Source organism: Ramlibacter paludis, from assembly GCF_022012305.1.
In the GTDB taxonomy this organism is placed as follows: Bacteria; Pseudomonadota; Gammaproteobacteria; order Burkholderiales; family Burkholderiaceae_C; genus Ramlibacter; species Ramlibacter paludis.
Map to the genome: position 1 here is coordinate 557,306 of NZ_JAKLTM010000001.1, position 15,085 is coordinate 572,390.

Genomic DNA, 15,085 nt, shown 5'->3' on the forward strand with positions numbered 1-15,085 from the left:
GTTCCGACAGGCGTAGCGGCGCGCGTCGCGTCGCGGATGCGGAAGCAGCGGTTTCAGGCGCTGCGCAAGCGCGCCGTCCCCGCCATCGCCACGATCACCAGCGCGCCGAGCATCACCACCATGGGCAATACGGCCGCGTGCAGCCAGACCGCGGCTCCGTACACTGCCAGGCCCACGAGCGACGCCAGGTTCTCGCTGCCGTTCTGCACCGCGACCGCCAGCCCGCCGTGCGCCAGCGCCAGCCCGCGCCGCTGCAGCTGCGTGTTGGCGGGCACGACCAGCAAGCCCGAGAGCGTGCCGATCGCGAACAGCAGCGCCGCGGCCATGGGGACGCTGCGCACGAGGGCCATCGCGGCCAGCAAGCCGCCCAGCGCGAGTCCCAGCGGCAGCAGCGCCGCCATGCGCTCGTCGCGCACCCAGCGACCCGCTGCCGCGGCGCCCGCGATCATTCCGCAAGCCACCGCCGCCTGCAGCAAGCCCGCGCCCGACAGGGCGAGACCCAGCCGCTCGATCGCCCAGCGCAGGACGAGGAACTGCAGGACTGCGGCGGCGGCCCAGAACGTGCAGGTCACGGCGAGCGCATCGCGCGCCTGCGGGTCACGCCACAGCAGCCGCGCGCAGCGCAGGAACTCGCGCAGCAACAGGGCCGGCTGGCGTAATGCCCGCGGTTGGCTGGCACCCTGGCCATGCACGGGCAGCGTGCACAGCGCCGCCAGCAGGTAGGCGCAGGCGAGTGTCCACGCCGCCGCGGACGCAGTGCTGCCGGCCATCGGCAGCACGGCCACCCCCTCCAGCATCAGGCTGCCCCACAGCGTTCCGAGCAGCAGGGCCAGCACGGTCGCCACTTCCATCCACGCGTTCGCGGCCAACAGGGCGCCGGGTTGGGCCACCTCGGCCAGGATGCCGTAGCGCGCGGGCGCATGGGCTGCCGCGCCGAGGCCGACCAGGCCGTAGGCGAACAAGGGATTCACCTGCGTGAGCAGCAGCGCGCCGCCGCCCACCTTGAGCAGGTTGATACCAAGCAACAGGCGCTTCTTCGGCCAGGCATCGGCGGCCGCGCCGCCGAAGGCGGAGAGCAGCACGTAGGCGCCGTAGAAGACGAGGCGCAGCGCGGGCGCGTTCCAGGCCGGCGCATGCCGTTCCACCAGCAAGGCGATCGCCACCAGCAGCAAGGCGTTGTCGGCCAGCGCGCCCAGGAACTGGCCGGCCAGCACCCAGCCCAGGTCGCGCCGGTCGTTCACGCGGTCGCGAGGAAGTGGCGGCGGTAGCGCGGCGCCATGTCCGCCAGCCGCAGCATCATCGGCAGGTCGGCGGTGTTGAAGGCCGCGTCCAGCGCCGGCGGCCCGAGCACGCGCGCGCCGCAACGCAGGTAGCCCTTGACCAGGGGCGGGGCTTCGGGCAATCCGCGAGGCGCCGGCGTCGCCGACGGTGTGTCCAGCGCCGCTGCGCCAGGGAGCCCATGCCGCGGCTGCACCCGCCAGTGCGGCGGCGCCAGGTGGGTGTGCCGCAGGTGCTCCCACAGCGCCAGCGCGGGCAGGGTGCCGGGCGCGACGCTGATGCTGGCGCAGCCGACCATCGTTTCGAGGCGATGCCGCACCATGTAGCCGGCCAGCGCGGTCCACATGCCCATGATCACGCCGCCGCTGCGCCAGCGCGCATCCACGCAGGAGCGTCCGAGCTCCAGCGCGCGCGGCCGCAGCGCCGCCAGCGGCGCGAGGTCGAATTCGGCGTCGCTGTAGAAACCGCCGGCGGCGCGTGCCTGCGCCGGTGGCAGCACGCGGTAGGTGCCGACGACAGGGCCGCGTTCGCCGTCGACACGCGCCGCTGCTCGCACCAGGAGGTGATCGCAGTAAGGGTCGAAGCGGTCGGCGTCCAGGCCGGGCGGCGTGCCGGGTGGCGGCGCGAGGTGCGCGCCCATCTCCTGCGCGAAGACCCGGAAGCGCAGGCGCTGCGCTTCGCGCAAATCGGCTTCGCTGTTCGCCCATTCGATGGCGAAGCCGGGCGCATGCGCCCGGCGCGCCGTTGCGGAGGGCGCACGCATGACGGCGGGCGTGGCGGTGGTGGCGGTGTCGCAGTCCGGCAAGTCGGCTCCCTCAATTGGACGGCGGGTACAGGGCGATCAGCCGGTACTGCCGGCGGTTGAGGCGCGCCAATTCCAGCAGCCCGATCGGCCGCACGCCTTCGCGCCGGCGTGCGGCGCCGATGGCGAACAGCAGCGCCTGCTTGCGGAAGATCGTGCGCAGGCCGGCGACGAGGCCGGTGGATGGGTCCCAGGCCTCGATGGCTTCCGAGCCTGCTCCGTTGACCTCCATGATGCGCAGGCCCGTGCCGGCGCGCAGGCCGGCCAGGCTGTCGTAGCGCACGTCGAAGCGGCCGAAGTGGAACTGCGGCATGTCGCGCGCGATGGCGTCGACGGCCGCCACCAGCTGCGGCGTGATGCAGGCGGCGCCGTCGCGGTAGAGGCCGCCCACGCGGGTCGAACCGATGGTCGCGAGCCGAACGGTTTCGCCTACGGCGGGCACGGCGCGCCCATCGAAAACGCAATCGTGCCGCGCCGACCCTGCGATGCGGCGCGCCCGAGGGTCGGCGGCAACCAGTTCGGCCACCGTGCGCACGCCGTCGCCGGTGACCTGCGGGAAGTCGCGCAAGGCCAGGCCGATGATCTTGCCTTCGCCGCTGGCCGGGTCGCGCGCATAGAAGATGCCGGCCTCGCCCGCCTGCGCCAGGTATTCCTGCAGCACCACTGTTTCCCCGCGCGGGAAACGCGCCAGGTAGTCCAGCAGCTGCGGCATGCCCTCGATGCGGCGCACGCCATGGCCGCACAGGCCGAGGTCGGGCTTGGCAACGAGCGGGAAGGCGAGGTTTGCGGCGCGAAGCAATCCCTGCAATGTGCTGGCATCCACGGCGGGTTCGTTGACCACGCCGCAGTGCCTGGCCGTGGCCGCGCGTGCGAGCGGCCCCATGCCGCGGAAGTATTCCAGCTTGCCTTCGCCGACGAGTCCGCCCGAAGTGATCGCCGGATTGGCGGCCGAAGGCAGCGTCATGCTGCGATGGCGCAGGCCCAGCCAGAGCCACTGCAGCGTCAACGGCACGCAGATCAGCCACTTGGGCATGCGCTCCAGCGTGCTGAGCCTTCTTGCGAAGTCGCCGTCCGCCGCTTCGCGCGCATCCGGCGCCGCTCCGTTCGCTGCCGACGTCACGAGGCCAGCCTCCGGGTGGCGACCAGGCCCACCGCCGCGATGCGCTCGGCGGCGTCGTAGGGCGCGGCTTCCAGTTCTTCCCCGAACACGTCGGGGTCGATCTCGGAGTACGACCATTCGACGCGAGCGTCGCGCAGCAGCGGTTTCATCTCCGCCAGGAAAGGGTCGGCGCCGTCGATCATCGCAACGCCCGTGTAGAGCAGCAGCTGGCCGCCGGGCGCCAGCCGCGACAAGGCCTGCGCCGCGATGCGCACGCTAAGCGCACGACCGAGCCCCGCACCACCGTCCCGGTAGGCCCGATGGCGCGGATCGGCCATGTAAGGCGGATTCGAGATGACGAGGTCGAACGTCCCATCTACGGCCTCCAGCGCGTCGCCGCGTGCAAGCTGTGCGCCCAGGCCCGCGGCCGCGAAGTTGGCGGCGGCCAGTTGCAGCGCGCGCGGGTTGATGTCGTTGAGCGTTGCCTCGGCGCGCAGGCCGCGCGCAGCCAGGCAGCGCAGCGCGGCAAGCGCGCCCGCGCCCGAGCCGCAACCCACGTCCAGCAGCCGCAGCGGCGGCGCATCCGCGCTGCGCTCGCCGCCGCGCAGGGCAAGCTCCTGCGCGATGAAGCGGGCGAAGCGATAGGTGTCCGGGCCGAAGAACACCGCGTCGTCTTCGAGCGTGGGATAGGCCGAATGCAGGAAGGCATCGTCGGCGAGGGTGGACACGCGCACGGTGCTGCGGAGCGCGCCGCCGCTGTCGCGGACGACGCCGGCGCGCGTCATCGCATCGAACAAGTCCGGGTCGAGCAGGCCCTGGTCGAAAGGCAGGCTCCAGCCGAAGACGTCGCGCAGGTTGCCGGCGCGCTCGCCGTGGCGCCGTGCCAGCACGCGCTGGTGCGACAGCGGCGTCGTGGTGATGAAGCGGTAGCCGCGCGCAAGCAGTTCACGCGGCAGCGCCTGCAGCGCGGCCTCCGCGCTCAGCACGCCTGCTCCGCGGGCATTTCGGCGGCGTAGCGGTCGAAGCAGCGCTGGCCGCACAGCAGGCGGATCAGCGCGCCTTCGGCAATGAAGGGTGCGCAGGCGGGATCGTCCTCGACCAGCGGGCGGATCACCTCGCCCAGCCAGGCGTGCGCATGCGACACGTCCAGCACCGCATGCAGGTCGAAGTAGGCGCGCGTGCGCGGCGCCAGCCCGATGCGCCGCATGGCGGCCGACACCTTGCCGACGCGGGTGGGCGCGGTCAGCTCGATGGCGCCCAGCGCGCCCACCGAGTGGAAGGCGTAGCGCCGGTTGGTCGCCATCGCCACCATCGCGTTGCCCAGGGCAAGCGACTCCGCCACGGTCTCGTCGATCGCGGGGTGCAGCGCCAACTCTTCCACCATGCGGCCGAGCAGGCGGGCATGCGTGGCGCCGGCCTTGCCGTGGCCCATCTCGTCCCAGTAGTTGCGCGCGCATTCCAGCTTGGGCTGCTCGGGCAGGCGCACCTGCGTGTAGGCGACCAGGTCCTCGAAGCCCGCCTCGCCCGCGGCCTCCTGCCGCAGGAACCAGAGGACGTGTTCCGGCGCCGCTTCTTCCGCCAGCCAGTCGAAGTACGGGTGGCCCTGGCCGGGTCCATCGTCCAGCAGGGACGCGAACCAGTCCATGAAGGCATCGGCGCTGCTGCCGGCAGCAGGGAGGAGCCCGCGCACGGCATGGCGCAGGCTTTCGATGAATTCACCTTCGGCCTGCCGCATGGCGGTTTCCTCGACGAGGTCCTGCCGCCATGCAGGCGAGGGCTTGCCGGGGCGCAGGCGCCGGGCGTTGAAATGCGAGAGGGCGCGCTGGAAGGCGAGGGGGGAGTGGGTGGTGGGCTGGGAGATCATGCGGGCGGGGTGCGGGGCGGGGGACGCGGATGCGCCCGGGCGGGATGCCCACAGGATGCCAGTTCCGCCCGCGCCCGAGCGCCGGCGCGGCGGCCCGCCACTGTAGGACGAAAGCGCAAGTCGCCGCCTGGACGGGTTGTTCCGCCCGGCGGAAAAGTCATTTGCGGGCGCGGCCTTTCCCCGCCGCGGCGCGCGCCTTAGAGTCCGCGCCATGCCCCATACCCTCGTCGACAAGCAACTGATCCGCGAACTGGTGGAGCGCTGGGCCGTCTGGCGCGACGCCGGCGACTGGGAGCGCTTCGCCACCTGCTGGCATCCCGACGGCGTGATGATGGCCACCTGGTTCCAGGGCCCCTTTGCCGAATTCATCCGCGTCACGCAGGAAGGCTGGGAGAAGGGCGTGAGCATCCTGCACTTCCTGGGCGGCTCGGCCATCGAGGTGACGGGCGACCGCGCCATCGCGCAGACCAAGATGACGATCTCCCAGCGCGGCATGGTCGAAGGCGTGGACGGCCCGGTGCTGTGCGACGTCGTCTGCACCGGCCGCTTCTACGACTTCATCGCCAAGCACGAAGCGCGCTGGAAGCTGCTGCACCGCCAGCCGATCTACGAGAAGGACCGCATCGACCCGGTCGACCCCGGCGCGCAGCTGCGGCTCGACGCCAAGCTGCTGGCTTCCATGCCCGAGGGCTATCGCCACCTCGCGTACATCCAGACTCGCATCGGCTACCAGGTGAAGATGGACATGCCGATGCTCAAGGGCGCGCAGGTGCAGCAGCTGTACCGCCGCGGCGCGCGCTGGCTGGCCGGCGGCGAGCTGGAGCGCTGAACGTGCGTCGCCGCGAGCTCGCTTTCGCCGCCGCACTGTCCGCGCTTGCATCGCTGGCGCAGGCGCAGCCCTATCCGAACAAGGCCGTGCGCATCATCGTCCCGCAGCCGCCCGGCGGCGGCTTCGACAACGTGGGCCGCCTGCTGGCCGACCGCATGGGCAAGCAGGCGGGCCAGGCTTTCGTGGTGGAAAACCGCCCCGGCTCCGGCACCCTGGTGGGGACCGACCTCGCGGCCAAGGCGCCGGCGGACGGCTACACGCTGCTGGTGGGCTCGATCAGCAACCTCGCCCTGAATCCCGGTCTCTACGCGAACCTGCCTTACGACAGCCTGCGCGACTTCGAACCCGTCGGCCTGCTGGTGAGCTACAGCTACACGCTGATGGCGCGCAAGGACCTGCCGTTCCAGTCGCTGCCCGACGTCATCGCCTACGCGAAGGCCAATCCCGGCAAGCTGAATTACGCCTCGGCCGGCAACGGCTCCGGCCAGCACGTGCTGGCGGCGGCGCTGTGGCACCTGGCGAAGGTGGACGTGGCCCACGTGCCGTACCGAGGGGCGCAGCCGGCCTACCAGGACCTGCTGGGCGGCCGCGTCGACCTCTTCTTCGACCTGTCGCCCACCGCGCGCGTGCAGGTCGATGCCGGCAACGCGCGGGCGCTGGCGGTGTCCGGCGCCGCGCGCAACAGCATGCATCCGCAAGTGCCGACGGTGCTGGAAAGCGGCGTCGCCGCGCTGGAGCTCGAGTCCTGGTTCGGCCTGTTCGTGCCCGCGAAGACGCCGCCCGATGTGCTGCAGAAGCTGCGTGCCGACTTCGCCAGGGTCGCGGCCCTGACCGACGTGCAGGAAGCGCTCGTCAAGGGCGGCGGCAAGCCGATGGCGCTGGTGGGCGATGATGCGCGTGCCGTGGTGCGGCGCGACGTCGAGCATTGGACGCAGCTCGTGAAGTCGCTCAACATCCGGCCCGAATAAGAATCCCCCAACTCACGATAACGACCTGATGAAAGTTCTCGGCATTTCCGGCAGCCTGCGCAAGGGCTCCTACAACTCCATGGCGCTGCGCGCGGCGCAGAAGCTGGCCCCCGAAGGCGTGACGGTGGAGATCGCGGACATCAGCCGCATCCCGATGTACAACGACGACGTGCGCGCGGCCGGCGAGCCCGCCGAAGTCGCCGCGCTGAAGGCGCAGATCCGCGCGGCCGACGCCGTGCTGCTGGTCACGCCCGAATACAACTTCTCCATCCCCGGCGTGCTGAAGAACACGCTGGACTGGATGTCGCGCCCGCCCGAGCCGCCCTTCGACGGCAAGCCCGTCGCCATCATGGGCGCCAGCCCGGGCCCGGTCGGCACCGCCCGCGTGCAGTACGACCTGCGCAAGGTGCTGGTGTTCATGAACACCTTCACCGTGAACAAGCCGGAGGTGTTCATCTCCAACTGCGCGGCCAAGTTCAACGCCGAAGGCGAACTCACCGACGAAGCCAGCGCGAAGTTCGTGAAGGACCTGCTGGTCTCGCTGCAGGCCCTGAAGTCGCGCCTCCGCTAATTAACGTTAATCGGGGTCAGAACCCGATTTCCTGCCGCGGCGCGCGAAGCGCCGCAGCACGCGCCACGACTCCGAGGTGACCAGCCCGGCCCACCCGGCCGCCATCGCGAAGAACATCCACGCGATCGCGGCCGCGGCGGGGTCGTCGGCGTTCATGGCCACCCAGCCGATCACCGCGACGACTCCCAGCGCCGGCGCGTTCATCAGCAGGGCCGCGGCGAAGGGGCCCGGCCCGAGCGCGACGCTGGCCGCCGCCCGGAAGCGGTGCTCGGTCTGCTTGCTCACTCTTCGGAAATCCGCACGCTCTCGAGCACGCGTTCGCACACCGGCTCGATCTCGCGCAGCGCCGCCTTCTTCGGGCTGCTGGCGCCGCAGCTGACCAGCACCCGCGTGTCCTTCAGGCAGACGATCACGCTGCGCACCCGCAGGTAGCCGGGCGCATTGGCGCGTTCGTAGCGCAGCGCGTAGCCGGGCCGGCCGTCGACGCTGCGCGCAAAGAGGTCGGTGACGCGCGCGTCGGCTTCGTCGGACGCCATGTGCTGCAGCATGCTGCGCGCGCGATCGGGCTCGCACTGCGCGTCGGCGCCGAGCCGGCGCCGTCCGCGTGCAACTTGCAGGATGCCGCTCACGTCGCCCTCCGGCCCGCGCAATTCGATCAGCGCCGCCGGGTCCTCGCTCTCGATGCGCTTCCAGTCGGCCGGATGCTGCAGGCGCAGCTCCATGCCTTTCGAACCCGGCATGCCGCGCGTGCTCGATTCCACGAAGTCGTCAGCACGCGCCACGACAGCGAGCAACAGCAAGGGCAGGACGAGGAGGCGGCGAACCATGGACCGTCGATTATCACGTGCACGCGCGAAGGCACAATCGCTGCCTTGAGCTCGCTTCCCTTCATCACCGACTGGCATTTCTATGCCGTCTCCATTCCCGCGGTCATCCTGCTCGGGGTCAGCAAGAGCGGCTTCGGCGCGGGCTTCGGCTCGCTCGCGGTTCCCTTGATGGCCCTGGCGGTCACCGTGCCGGATGCGGCCGCCATCCTCATGCCGATCCTGTTCGTGATGGATGTCATGGGCCTGGCGGCTTTTCGCCGCAACTTCGACTGGCCGCTGCTGAAGTTCCTGGTGCCCATGGGCCTGGTCGGCACCGTCATCGGCACGCTGTCCTTCCGGCTCCTCGATTCGCACCTGGTGGCCGGCATCGTCGGCATCTTCACGCTGCTGTTCCTCGCGCAGCGCCTGCTGTTCCCGCCCAAGCCGGACAGCCCGCCGCCGCCGCGCTGGCTGGGCGCGATTCTCACCGCGATCTCCGGCTTCACCAGCTTCGTCGCCCACGCCGGCGGCCCGCCGATCAACGCCTACGTGATCCCGCTGCGGCTGGCACCGGTGACCTTCGCGGCCACCATGTCGGTGTTCTTCTTCGTCATCAACCTGAGCAAGTGGATCCCGTACGCCTGGCTCGGCCTGCTGGACCTGCGCAACATGGCGACCTCGCTGGCGCTGCTGCCCTTCGCGCCGATCGGCGTGGTGATCGGCGTGAAGATGGCGCGGCGGATCGACCCGAAGCTGTTCTACCGGCTGATCTACCTCGGGATGTTCCTCACCGGCTGCAAGCTGGCGTGGGACGGATTCTTCGCGGGCTGACCGGCGGCGGAAGGCTCAGCGGGGTTTGGCGCCGCGAAGGATCCGCTTGTTCTCGGCCTGCCTGCGCAGCGATTCCTGCAACGCGCTGCCTTGCGCCGCGTCGTCGCCAGGTCCGGGCCGCAGCGGCGGGCGCACGAACCGACTCACGTACGCCAGCAGGAAGACGGCTGCGTAGACGGCGAGCCACATCTGCGCGCGCCACAGCAGCAGGTCTTGCAGGCCCTTCGCGCGAACCTTGGGGACCGAAAGCCACGGCAGCGGGACGGAGAAGTCGCTCGATCCACCCATCGCCACGGGCGACACGAACGTGTACACGAGCACCAGGGGAATGCCGAGGAGCAGCGAGCACAGCGGAAAGTAGCGCGCCGACGACCCGGCCAGGGCGGCGACCAGCGGAGGCGCCACCCACTCCATCGCCAACCAAAGGAAGACCGGCAATCCGAAGCCGATGACCAGCGTCACCACCAGCATCCGCTCGCCGAGGCCCAGGCACAGCAAGGCGTAGAGGCCGGCAAAGGCGAACAGCGCGCCGAAGAGCACGAGAACGCCGCCCATGCTGGCGGGCCGGCGTGCGGGGCGCTGGGCCTGGGAAGGGAGGAACACGCGCGCCGCCCGACGATGCTATTTCGCGAACAGCCGCTTGATGTCGCTGAACGCCTTGACCTCGATCGCGTTGCCGGACGGGTCGAGGAAGAACATCGTGGCCTGCTCGCCCGGCTCGCCCTTGAAACGGATGTAGGGCTCGATGACGAACTGCGTGCCGCGCGCGCGCAGCCGCTCGGCCAGTGCTTCCCAGTCGGCCAGGGGCAGCACGATGCCGAAGTGCCGCACCGGCACGCCGTGGCCGTCAACGGCGTTCTGCGCCGCGGGGCGGATCTCTTGCGGCGCGAGGTGCGCGACGATCTGGTGGCCGTAGAAGTTGAAGTCGATCCACTCGTCCGAGCTGCGCCCCTCGGGGCAGCCCATCACGTTGCCGTAGAACTCGCGGGCCTGCGCCAGGTCGTGCACGGGGAAGGCGAGGTGGAAAGGGGAGAGCGGGGCGGGGTTGGTCTGGGGGGCTTGCATGCGCCAATGCTAGGGGCGCTCGTGCAAAATGAAAATCAATCTTTTTTTGGTCCGAGCATCGATTTTCCTTGAGCCATGATCCGCGAACTGAAGACCCTCCTCGCCGTCGCCCGCGAAGGCACCTTTGCCGCGGCGGGGGAGCGCGTCGGCCTCACGCAAGCGGCCGTCAGCGCGCAGATGCAGCGGCTGGAGGCGGAGCTGGGCTTTCCCCTGTTCGACCGCACCGGCCGCTCGGCCCGCCTCAATGCCCGCGGCGCCGAAGTGCTGGAACAAGCCGAGGAGCTGGTGCGCCTGGCCGGTGCCATCGGCACCACCGCAGGCGCCGCATTGCCGGGGCCTGCCTTGAGCCTGGGGGCCATCGCTTCGGTGCAGCGTTCCGTGCTCCCGGCGGCGCTGGCGCGCTTTCACGGCGCGCATCCGGATGCCCGCACCCGCATCGTTCCCGGCGTGTCGTCGGCGCTGATCGACCAGGTCGACGCGCGCGAGCTCGAGATGGCCGTCATCATCCGTCCGCCCTTCGCCCTGCAGCGCGAACTGCAATGGACCACGCTGGCGGCGGAACCGTTTCGGCTGCTCGTGCCGCGCGCGGTGCGCGGCGCGGACTGGCGCGCGCTGCTGGTCCTGCATCCCTTCCTGCGCTACGACCGCTCGTCTTACGGCGGCCGCCAGGTGGACCGCTTCCTGCGCGCGCAGCGCCTGGATGTGCGCGATGCCTGCGAGATCGATGAACTGGATGCGCTGGTCGCGCTCGTGGCGCAGGGCGTCGGCGTAGCACTCGTGCCCCAGATGCTCGGCTCACCGCACTGGCCGGCGGGTGTGCGGGCGATCGACCTGGGAGACTGCACCTTCCACCGCGAAATCGGCTTGGTGCACGGGCCGCAGCGCGCTCTGGGCAAGCCGGCGCGCGAGCTGGCCGCGGCGATCGCCGCGGCTTACGGCGCGGCGACCTCCCGCCGCGCCCGTCACTGACGGGCCTTCGCCGCCGGAGACACCACGTCCTTCTCCAGCCAGTTGCGGAACTTGATCGAATCGGTCTCGGTGGCCTTGCGCAGGTAGGCGAGGAGCGCCTCGGCGCGGATGCGGTCGCCCTTCAGGCCTTCGTCGTGCAGCAGGTCGGCCGGGAACTGCGCGCGCAGCACCGCATCGCGCGGCATGGCGCGCAGCACCTTGCGCACGTCGCGCACGCTGATCCAGCGGTAGCCGTCGACGTGGTCGGCGATGTCGAACCGCATGCCGCGAAATTCGTAGTTGCGGCCTTCCAGGTCGGCCAGCGCGGCACGCTTGACCTCTCCCGCGAGTTCCCCCACCAGGTCGATGAGGGGCCGCGCGAGCGCCGCGCCGAAGATGGGCGCGGCGACCGCAAAGGCTATGGTGCCCAGGCGCAGCCAGAGCAAGTAAGTGGCCGCGCAGCACAGCGCGAACCGGAAGGCGATCCGCAGCAGGAGGCGGATCATGGCCGGCGGGCCGGGGCACTCCTCACTTGCGCCAGCTGCTCGGTCAGCCACTGCCGGCTCTCCACCGCCGCTGCGCCGGTGCAGCGCACCAGGTAGGGCTTGCCCGACATGCTGCTGCCCGAGGCCGCCAGCTGGATGAACTGCTCGGTGTTCTGCACGGTGCCGCGCCCTTCTAGCGCATCGAGCTTGCGCAGCAGGTGCGATCGCGCCTCGGCCCCGTCGTACCAGGAACCATTGCGGTTGAACTGGCAACCCGAGGCTTGCAGGCGCGCCAGCAGGACATCGATTTCGGCTCGGACCGGCGCGGGCGTGGGGCCGGCGAGGGCGGCGCAGCTGGCGAGCGCGAGCGCCAGGGCGGAAATGAAACGACGTGCGAGGTTGGTCATTCTGCTGGCTCCTTGGCGGCCTCAATGCGCCGGCATCATGCCCTTGGCACGCAGGGTTGCAGCCGCCGCGGGTCCGGCCAGCACATCCGCGAATCGTTTTGCGGCCGGCGTCGCCGCCGCCGGCAAACCGACGGCATACGTGGTGTAGTTCTGCACGCTTTCCGGTAGCAGCCCGACCAGTTCCACGCCCGCCACCGGGAGGATCTCGCTGACCTGGTGGATGGCCAGGTCCGCTTCGCCGTTCGCGACGCGTTCGGCGACCAGGCCGCCGGGCACCAGCACCGCCTTCGCGCGCATCGCATCCGCGATGCCCAGGCGTTGGAACAGGCCGTCCAGGTAGATGCCGCTGGAGCCGCCCGAGGCGGGGTCGATGTAGGCGACCTTGCGCGCGCGCAGCACGGCCTCCTTGAACTGGTCGACGTTCTCGAGCGGCGGCCGCGCGCTGCCGGCCTTCACCGCGACGCCGATCGCGACCCGGGCCACGGGCCGCACGCTTGCGGCGTCGATCTTGCCGGCCTTCGCCAGCGTGTCCAGGGAAGCCGGCGGCAGGATCACCAGGTCGAAGGCTTCGCCACCCTGGATGCGGCGGACCAGTGCACCGGCCGTGTCGTTGTCGATGCCGACCTTGGCGCCGCTCGCGGCTTCGAACCCTGGCACGAACGCCAGCGCCACCTGCTTGAAGGCGCCGGCGGACAGGACCTTCAAGCCCTCAGGCTGGGCCTGCGCCGCGCCGGCCAGCCCGGCCGCAATGACGAGGAGGGCGAGCGAACGCCGACGTAGGACCATTCCTGCGAACATGCCGAGTGCCTTCTGCTTGGAGCCCCGCGCGGGAGCGTGGACGATGGGGAGCATCGCGATCATAGGACCTCCCCATGCCTCCAGTTGCAGAGACCGTTACCAACCTCGAGCGCAAGTTCTGGCAATCCCTGGTGGACCAGGACACGGCCACCGCGCTCGACCTGCTGGCCGAGCCCGCCGTCATGGTCAGCTCCCACGGCGCCATGAAGTTCGACCACGCCGGCTACCGCAAGATGGCGGAGCAGGGCAGCATGGTGCTGACTTCCTACGAGCTGAGCGACGTCGAAGTCCTGTGCCCCAACGACACCACGGCCGTCGTCACCTACCACGCCAGGCAGGCCATGGCCCCGCGCGGCCAGAAGGGCGGCAAGATGGAGGAGAAGAACTACTCCTCCACCTGGGTGCAGGTCGACGGCGCCTGGAAGTGCGTGATGCACACGGAGACGCCGGCCGACCAGCCCGCGCCGCACTGAGGCGGCGCCTCAGGTGCGCTCGCGCTCCTCGGCGTCCCAGCCGGGGCGGCGGTCTGCGGCCTCCAGCATCCGCTCGGCGTTTTCGGCCCGCTCGCGCGCCATCTGTTCTTCCAGCTGCTGCCGGCCTTCCTTGACCACCGCGATCAGCTTGGCGCGGTCGCGGAAGTGCGGGTACATCTTCTCGAACAGGGCGAGGTTGTGGCGGCGGAAGCGCATCGCCTGGCGGCGTGCTTCATGCGGCTGCAGGCCCAGCAGCTCCAGCACCGTGCGGCCGCTGCGCAGGCTGGACTCGAACAGCTCGCGTTCCACCCGCGTCACCTCGCGGGCACGCAGCTCGTTCCAGTGCGTGACGTCGCGTGCGCGGGCCACCAGCTCGAGATGCGGGAAGTGCTCGCGCGCGAGGTCGACGATGCGCAGCGACTGCTCCTTGTCGTCCACCGCGACGACGAGCACCTTCGCCTTCTCGGCGCCGGCGGTGCGCAGCAGGTCCAGCCGCGTGGCGTCGCCGTAGTGGACCTGGTAGCCGAAGTTGCGCGCGGCCTCCACCATGTCGGCGTCGTGATCGAGCACCGTGGCCTTGAAGCCCTGCGCGTTCAGCAGGCGGCCCACGATCTGGCCGTAGCGGCCGAAGCCCGCGATGATGACCGGCGCGCTCTGCAATTCGCTGAGCTCGGGCAGGCTGGCGCGCGCATGGCCCGCCAGCCGCGGCAGCAGCACGCGGTCGACCGCCACCAGCAGCACCGGGCTGACCATCATCGAGACGGCCACCGACCCGACCAGCAGCGACGCCATTTCCGCGGTGAAGACCTGCGCGCCCGCCGCCGCCTGGAACACGACGAAGGCGAATTCGCCGCCCTGCGCGAGCAGCACGGTGAACACCGGACGCTCCATCAGCGGGACGTCCATGGTCTTCGCGATCCACCAGATCACCACGCCTTTCAGCGCGAGCAGCACGATCACGATGAAGGCCATGGTGAGCGGCGAGCGCAGCAGCACGGCGAAGTCGATGCTCATGCCGACCGCCATGAAGAACAGGCCCAGCAGCAGGCCCTTGAACGGCTCGATGTCGGTTTCCAGCTCGCGCTTGTATTCGCTCTCCGCCAGCAGCACGCCGGCAAGGAAGGCGCCGAGCGCCATCGACATGCCCACCAGCTGCATCAGCGCCGCGATCGCCACCACCAGCAGCAGGGCGCCGGCCGTGAAGATCTCGGGCGTGCGGCTCTTGGCGATGGTGCGCAGCACCGGCCGCAGCAGCAGGCGCCCGCCCAGGATGATCAGCACGATCACGCCGATGGACTTGCCGGCCCGCAGCCACAGTGGGTCGGCCGTGCCGGCGTCGACCGTGCCGAGCAGCGGCAGCAAGGCGAGGATGGGAATGGCGGCCACGTCCTGGAACAGCAGGATCGAGAAGCCGGCCTGGCCGCTGCTGGTGGGCAGGAGGTTGCGCTCGCCCATCACTTGCAGGGCGATGGCGGTGGACGACAGCGCGAGGCCCAGGGCGGCCACCAGCGCCGTGCGCCAGGGCGCGCCCGCCAGCACGCCTGCGGCGAACAGCAGCGCCGCGCAGCCCAGCACCTGGGCACTGCCCCAGCCGAAGATCGGCCGGCGCAGGCTCCACAGGCGGCGCGGCTCCAGCTCCATGCCGATCAGGAACAGCATCAGCACCACGCCGAACTCGGCGAAGTGCAGGATGTCTTCGACGTTGGTCACGAAGCCGAAGCCCCAGGGCCCGATCACGATGCCCGCGGCCAGGTAGCCGAGGATGGAGCCCAGGCCGATGGCCTTGGACAAGGGCACGGCGATGACCGCCGCCCCCAGGTAGATCAGGCTGTTGGTCAGCCAGGCCGGCGCGTGTTCCATC

19 protein-coding genes are annotated in these 15,085 nt (G+C 70.6%); 6 read left to right on the forward strand and 13 right to left on the reverse strand.

Annotated elements, in window-relative coordinates; all coding sequences use genetic code 11:
• Positions 1–53 precede the first annotated feature (53 nt).
• The 5 genes from lplT to LZ009_RS02905 are packed head-to-tail and all read right to left on the reverse strand — an operon-like array spanning position 54 to position 5,043.
• Positions 54–1,241 carry a lysophospholipid transporter LplT gene (gene lplT / locus LZ009_RS02885; RefSeq protein WP_275696366.1) on the reverse strand — a complete coding sequence of 396 codons (1,188 nt, stop codon included), beginning with the start codon at positions 1,239–1,241 and terminating at the stop codon, positions 54–56.
• The gene (locus tag LZ009_RS02890) at positions 1,238–2,083 is read right to left on the reverse strand and encodes a GNAT family N-acetyltransferase (RefSeq protein WP_430300183.1); all 846 of its coding nucleotides are present in this window, start codon (positions 2,081–2,083) and stop codon (positions 1,238–1,240) included. Before LZ009_RS02890 ends, lplT begins: the two co-directional genes overlap by 4 nt.
• A 10-nt stretch (positions 2,084–2,093) precedes the next feature.
• Positions 2,094–3,200, reverse strand: coding sequence for an ATP-grasp domain-containing protein (locus LZ009_RS02895; protein ID WP_275696367.1), 1,107 nt, complete (start codon positions 3,198–3,200; stop codon positions 2,094–2,096).
• Positions 3,197–4,165, reverse strand: coding sequence for a methyltransferase (locus LZ009_RS02900; protein WP_275696368.1), 969 nt, complete (start codon positions 4,163–4,165; stop codon positions 3,197–3,199). The genes LZ009_RS02895 and LZ009_RS02900 overlap by 4 nt, the downstream gene beginning before the upstream one ends.
• Positions 4,159–5,043 (reverse strand): iron-containing redox enzyme family protein, encoded by an 885-nt coding sequence (locus LZ009_RS02905; protein WP_275696369.1) that lies wholly within the window; start codon positions 5,041–5,043, stop codon positions 4,159–4,161. Before LZ009_RS02905 ends, LZ009_RS02900 begins: the two co-directional genes overlap by 7 nt.
• Positions 5,044–5,254: 211 nt before the next feature.
• On the opposite strand from LZ009_RS02905, the gene LZ009_RS02910 reads away from it, so the two are divergent.
• The 3 genes from LZ009_RS02910 to LZ009_RS02920 are packed head-to-tail and all read left to right on the forward strand — an operon-like array spanning position 5,255 to position 7,411.
• The gene (locus tag LZ009_RS02910; protein ID WP_275696370.1) at positions 5,255–5,872 is read left to right on the forward strand and encodes a nuclear transport factor 2 family protein; all 618 of its coding nucleotides are present in this window, start codon (positions 5,255–5,257) and stop codon (positions 5,870–5,872) included.
• Positions 5,873–5,874: 2 nt separating this feature from the next.
• The gene (locus LZ009_RS02915; RefSeq protein ID WP_275696371.1) at positions 5,875–6,840 is read left to right on the forward strand and encodes a Bug family tripartite tricarboxylate transporter substrate binding protein; all 966 of its coding nucleotides are present in this window, start codon (positions 5,875–5,877) and stop codon (positions 6,838–6,840) included.
• A 28-nt stretch (positions 6,841–6,868) separates the two neighbouring features.
• A complete protein-coding gene (locus tag LZ009_RS02920; protein ID WP_275696372.1) occupies positions 6,869–7,411 on the forward strand; it encodes an NADPH-dependent FMN reductase in 543 nt (180 codons plus the stop codon).
• A 6-nt stretch (positions 7,412–7,417) separates the two neighbouring features.
• On the opposite strand, the gene LZ009_RS02925 is transcribed toward LZ009_RS02920, so the two are convergent.
• Both LZ009_RS02925 and LZ009_RS02930 read right to left on the reverse strand, forming a co-directional pair.
• The gene (locus LZ009_RS02925) at positions 7,418–7,696 is read right to left on the reverse strand and encodes a hypothetical protein (protein WP_275696373.1); all 279 of its coding nucleotides are present in this window, start codon (positions 7,694–7,696) and stop codon (positions 7,418–7,420) included.
• Positions 7,693–8,238 carry a hypothetical protein gene (locus LZ009_RS02930; protein ID WP_275696374.1) on the reverse strand — a complete coding sequence of 182 codons (546 nt, stop codon included), beginning with the start codon at positions 8,236–8,238 and terminating at the stop codon, positions 7,693–7,695. Before LZ009_RS02930 ends, LZ009_RS02925 begins: the two co-directional genes overlap by 4 nt.
• A 45-nt stretch (positions 8,239–8,283) precedes the next feature.
• Here LZ009_RS02930 and LZ009_RS02935 point away from each other — a divergent pair, with 45 nt between their 5' ends.
• Entirely contained in the window at positions 8,284–9,048 is a 765-nt protein-coding gene (locus LZ009_RS02935) for a sulfite exporter TauE/SafE family protein (protein WP_275696375.1), read from the forward strand.
• Between the two features lie 15 nt (positions 9,049–9,063).
• Here LZ009_RS02935 and LZ009_RS02940 read toward each other — a convergent pair whose 3' ends face one another.
• Complete coding sequence (locus LZ009_RS02940; protein ID WP_275696376.1) at positions 9,064–9,651, reverse strand: hypothetical protein; 588 nt, start codon at positions 9,649–9,651, stop codon at positions 9,064–9,066.
• 18 nt (positions 9,652–9,669) lie between these two features.
• Complete coding sequence (locus LZ009_RS02945; protein ID WP_275696377.1) at positions 9,670–10,113, reverse strand: VOC family protein; 444 nt, start codon at positions 10,111–10,113, stop codon at positions 9,670–9,672.
• Between the two features lie 75 nt (positions 10,114–10,188).
• On the opposite strand from LZ009_RS02945, the gene LZ009_RS02950 reads away from it, so the two are divergent.
• A complete protein-coding gene (locus LZ009_RS02950) occupies positions 10,189–11,082 on the forward strand; it encodes a LysR family transcriptional regulator (RefSeq protein WP_275696378.1) in 894 nt (297 codons plus the stop codon).
• Here the strand turns inward: LZ009_RS02950 and LZ009_RS02955 are convergent.
• Genes LZ009_RS02955 through LZ009_RS02965 form a run of 3 tightly spaced genes read right to left on the reverse strand, consistent with a single transcriptional unit; the run spans position 11,076 to position 12,814 of the window.
• Positions 11,076–11,567 (reverse strand): hypothetical protein, encoded by a 492-nt coding sequence (locus LZ009_RS02955; RefSeq protein ID WP_275696379.1) that lies wholly within the window; start codon positions 11,565–11,567, stop codon positions 11,076–11,078. The two genes, LZ009_RS02950 and LZ009_RS02955, sit on opposite strands and share 7 nt — an antisense overlap.
• Positions 11,564–11,953 carry a YfeK family protein gene (locus LZ009_RS02960; protein WP_275696380.1) on the reverse strand — a complete coding sequence of 130 codons (390 nt, stop codon included), beginning with the start codon at positions 11,951–11,953 and terminating at the stop codon, positions 11,564–11,566. The genes LZ009_RS02955 and LZ009_RS02960 overlap by 4 nt, the downstream gene beginning before the upstream one ends.
• A 21-nt stretch (positions 11,954–11,974) precedes the next feature.
• Positions 11,975–12,814 (reverse strand): molybdate ABC transporter substrate-binding protein, encoded by an 840-nt coding sequence (locus LZ009_RS02965; protein WP_275696381.1) that lies wholly within the window; start codon positions 12,812–12,814, stop codon positions 11,975–11,977.
• Positions 12,815–12,825: 11 nt separating this feature from the next.
• Here LZ009_RS02965 and LZ009_RS02970 point away from each other — a divergent pair, with 11 nt between their 5' ends.
• Positions 12,826–13,224, forward strand: a complete 399-nt coding sequence (locus tag LZ009_RS02970) for a nuclear transport factor 2 family protein (RefSeq protein ID WP_275696382.1) — start codon at positions 12,826–12,828, stop codon at positions 13,222–13,224.
• A 9-nt stretch (positions 13,225–13,233) separates the two neighbouring features.
• Here LZ009_RS02970 and kefC read toward each other — a convergent pair whose 3' ends face one another.
• A complete protein-coding gene (gene kefC / locus LZ009_RS02975) occupies positions 13,234–15,084 on the reverse strand; it encodes a glutathione-regulated potassium-efflux system protein KefC (protein ID WP_275696383.1) in 1,851 nt (616 codons plus the stop codon).
• Position 15,085: the final 1 nt, after the last annotated feature.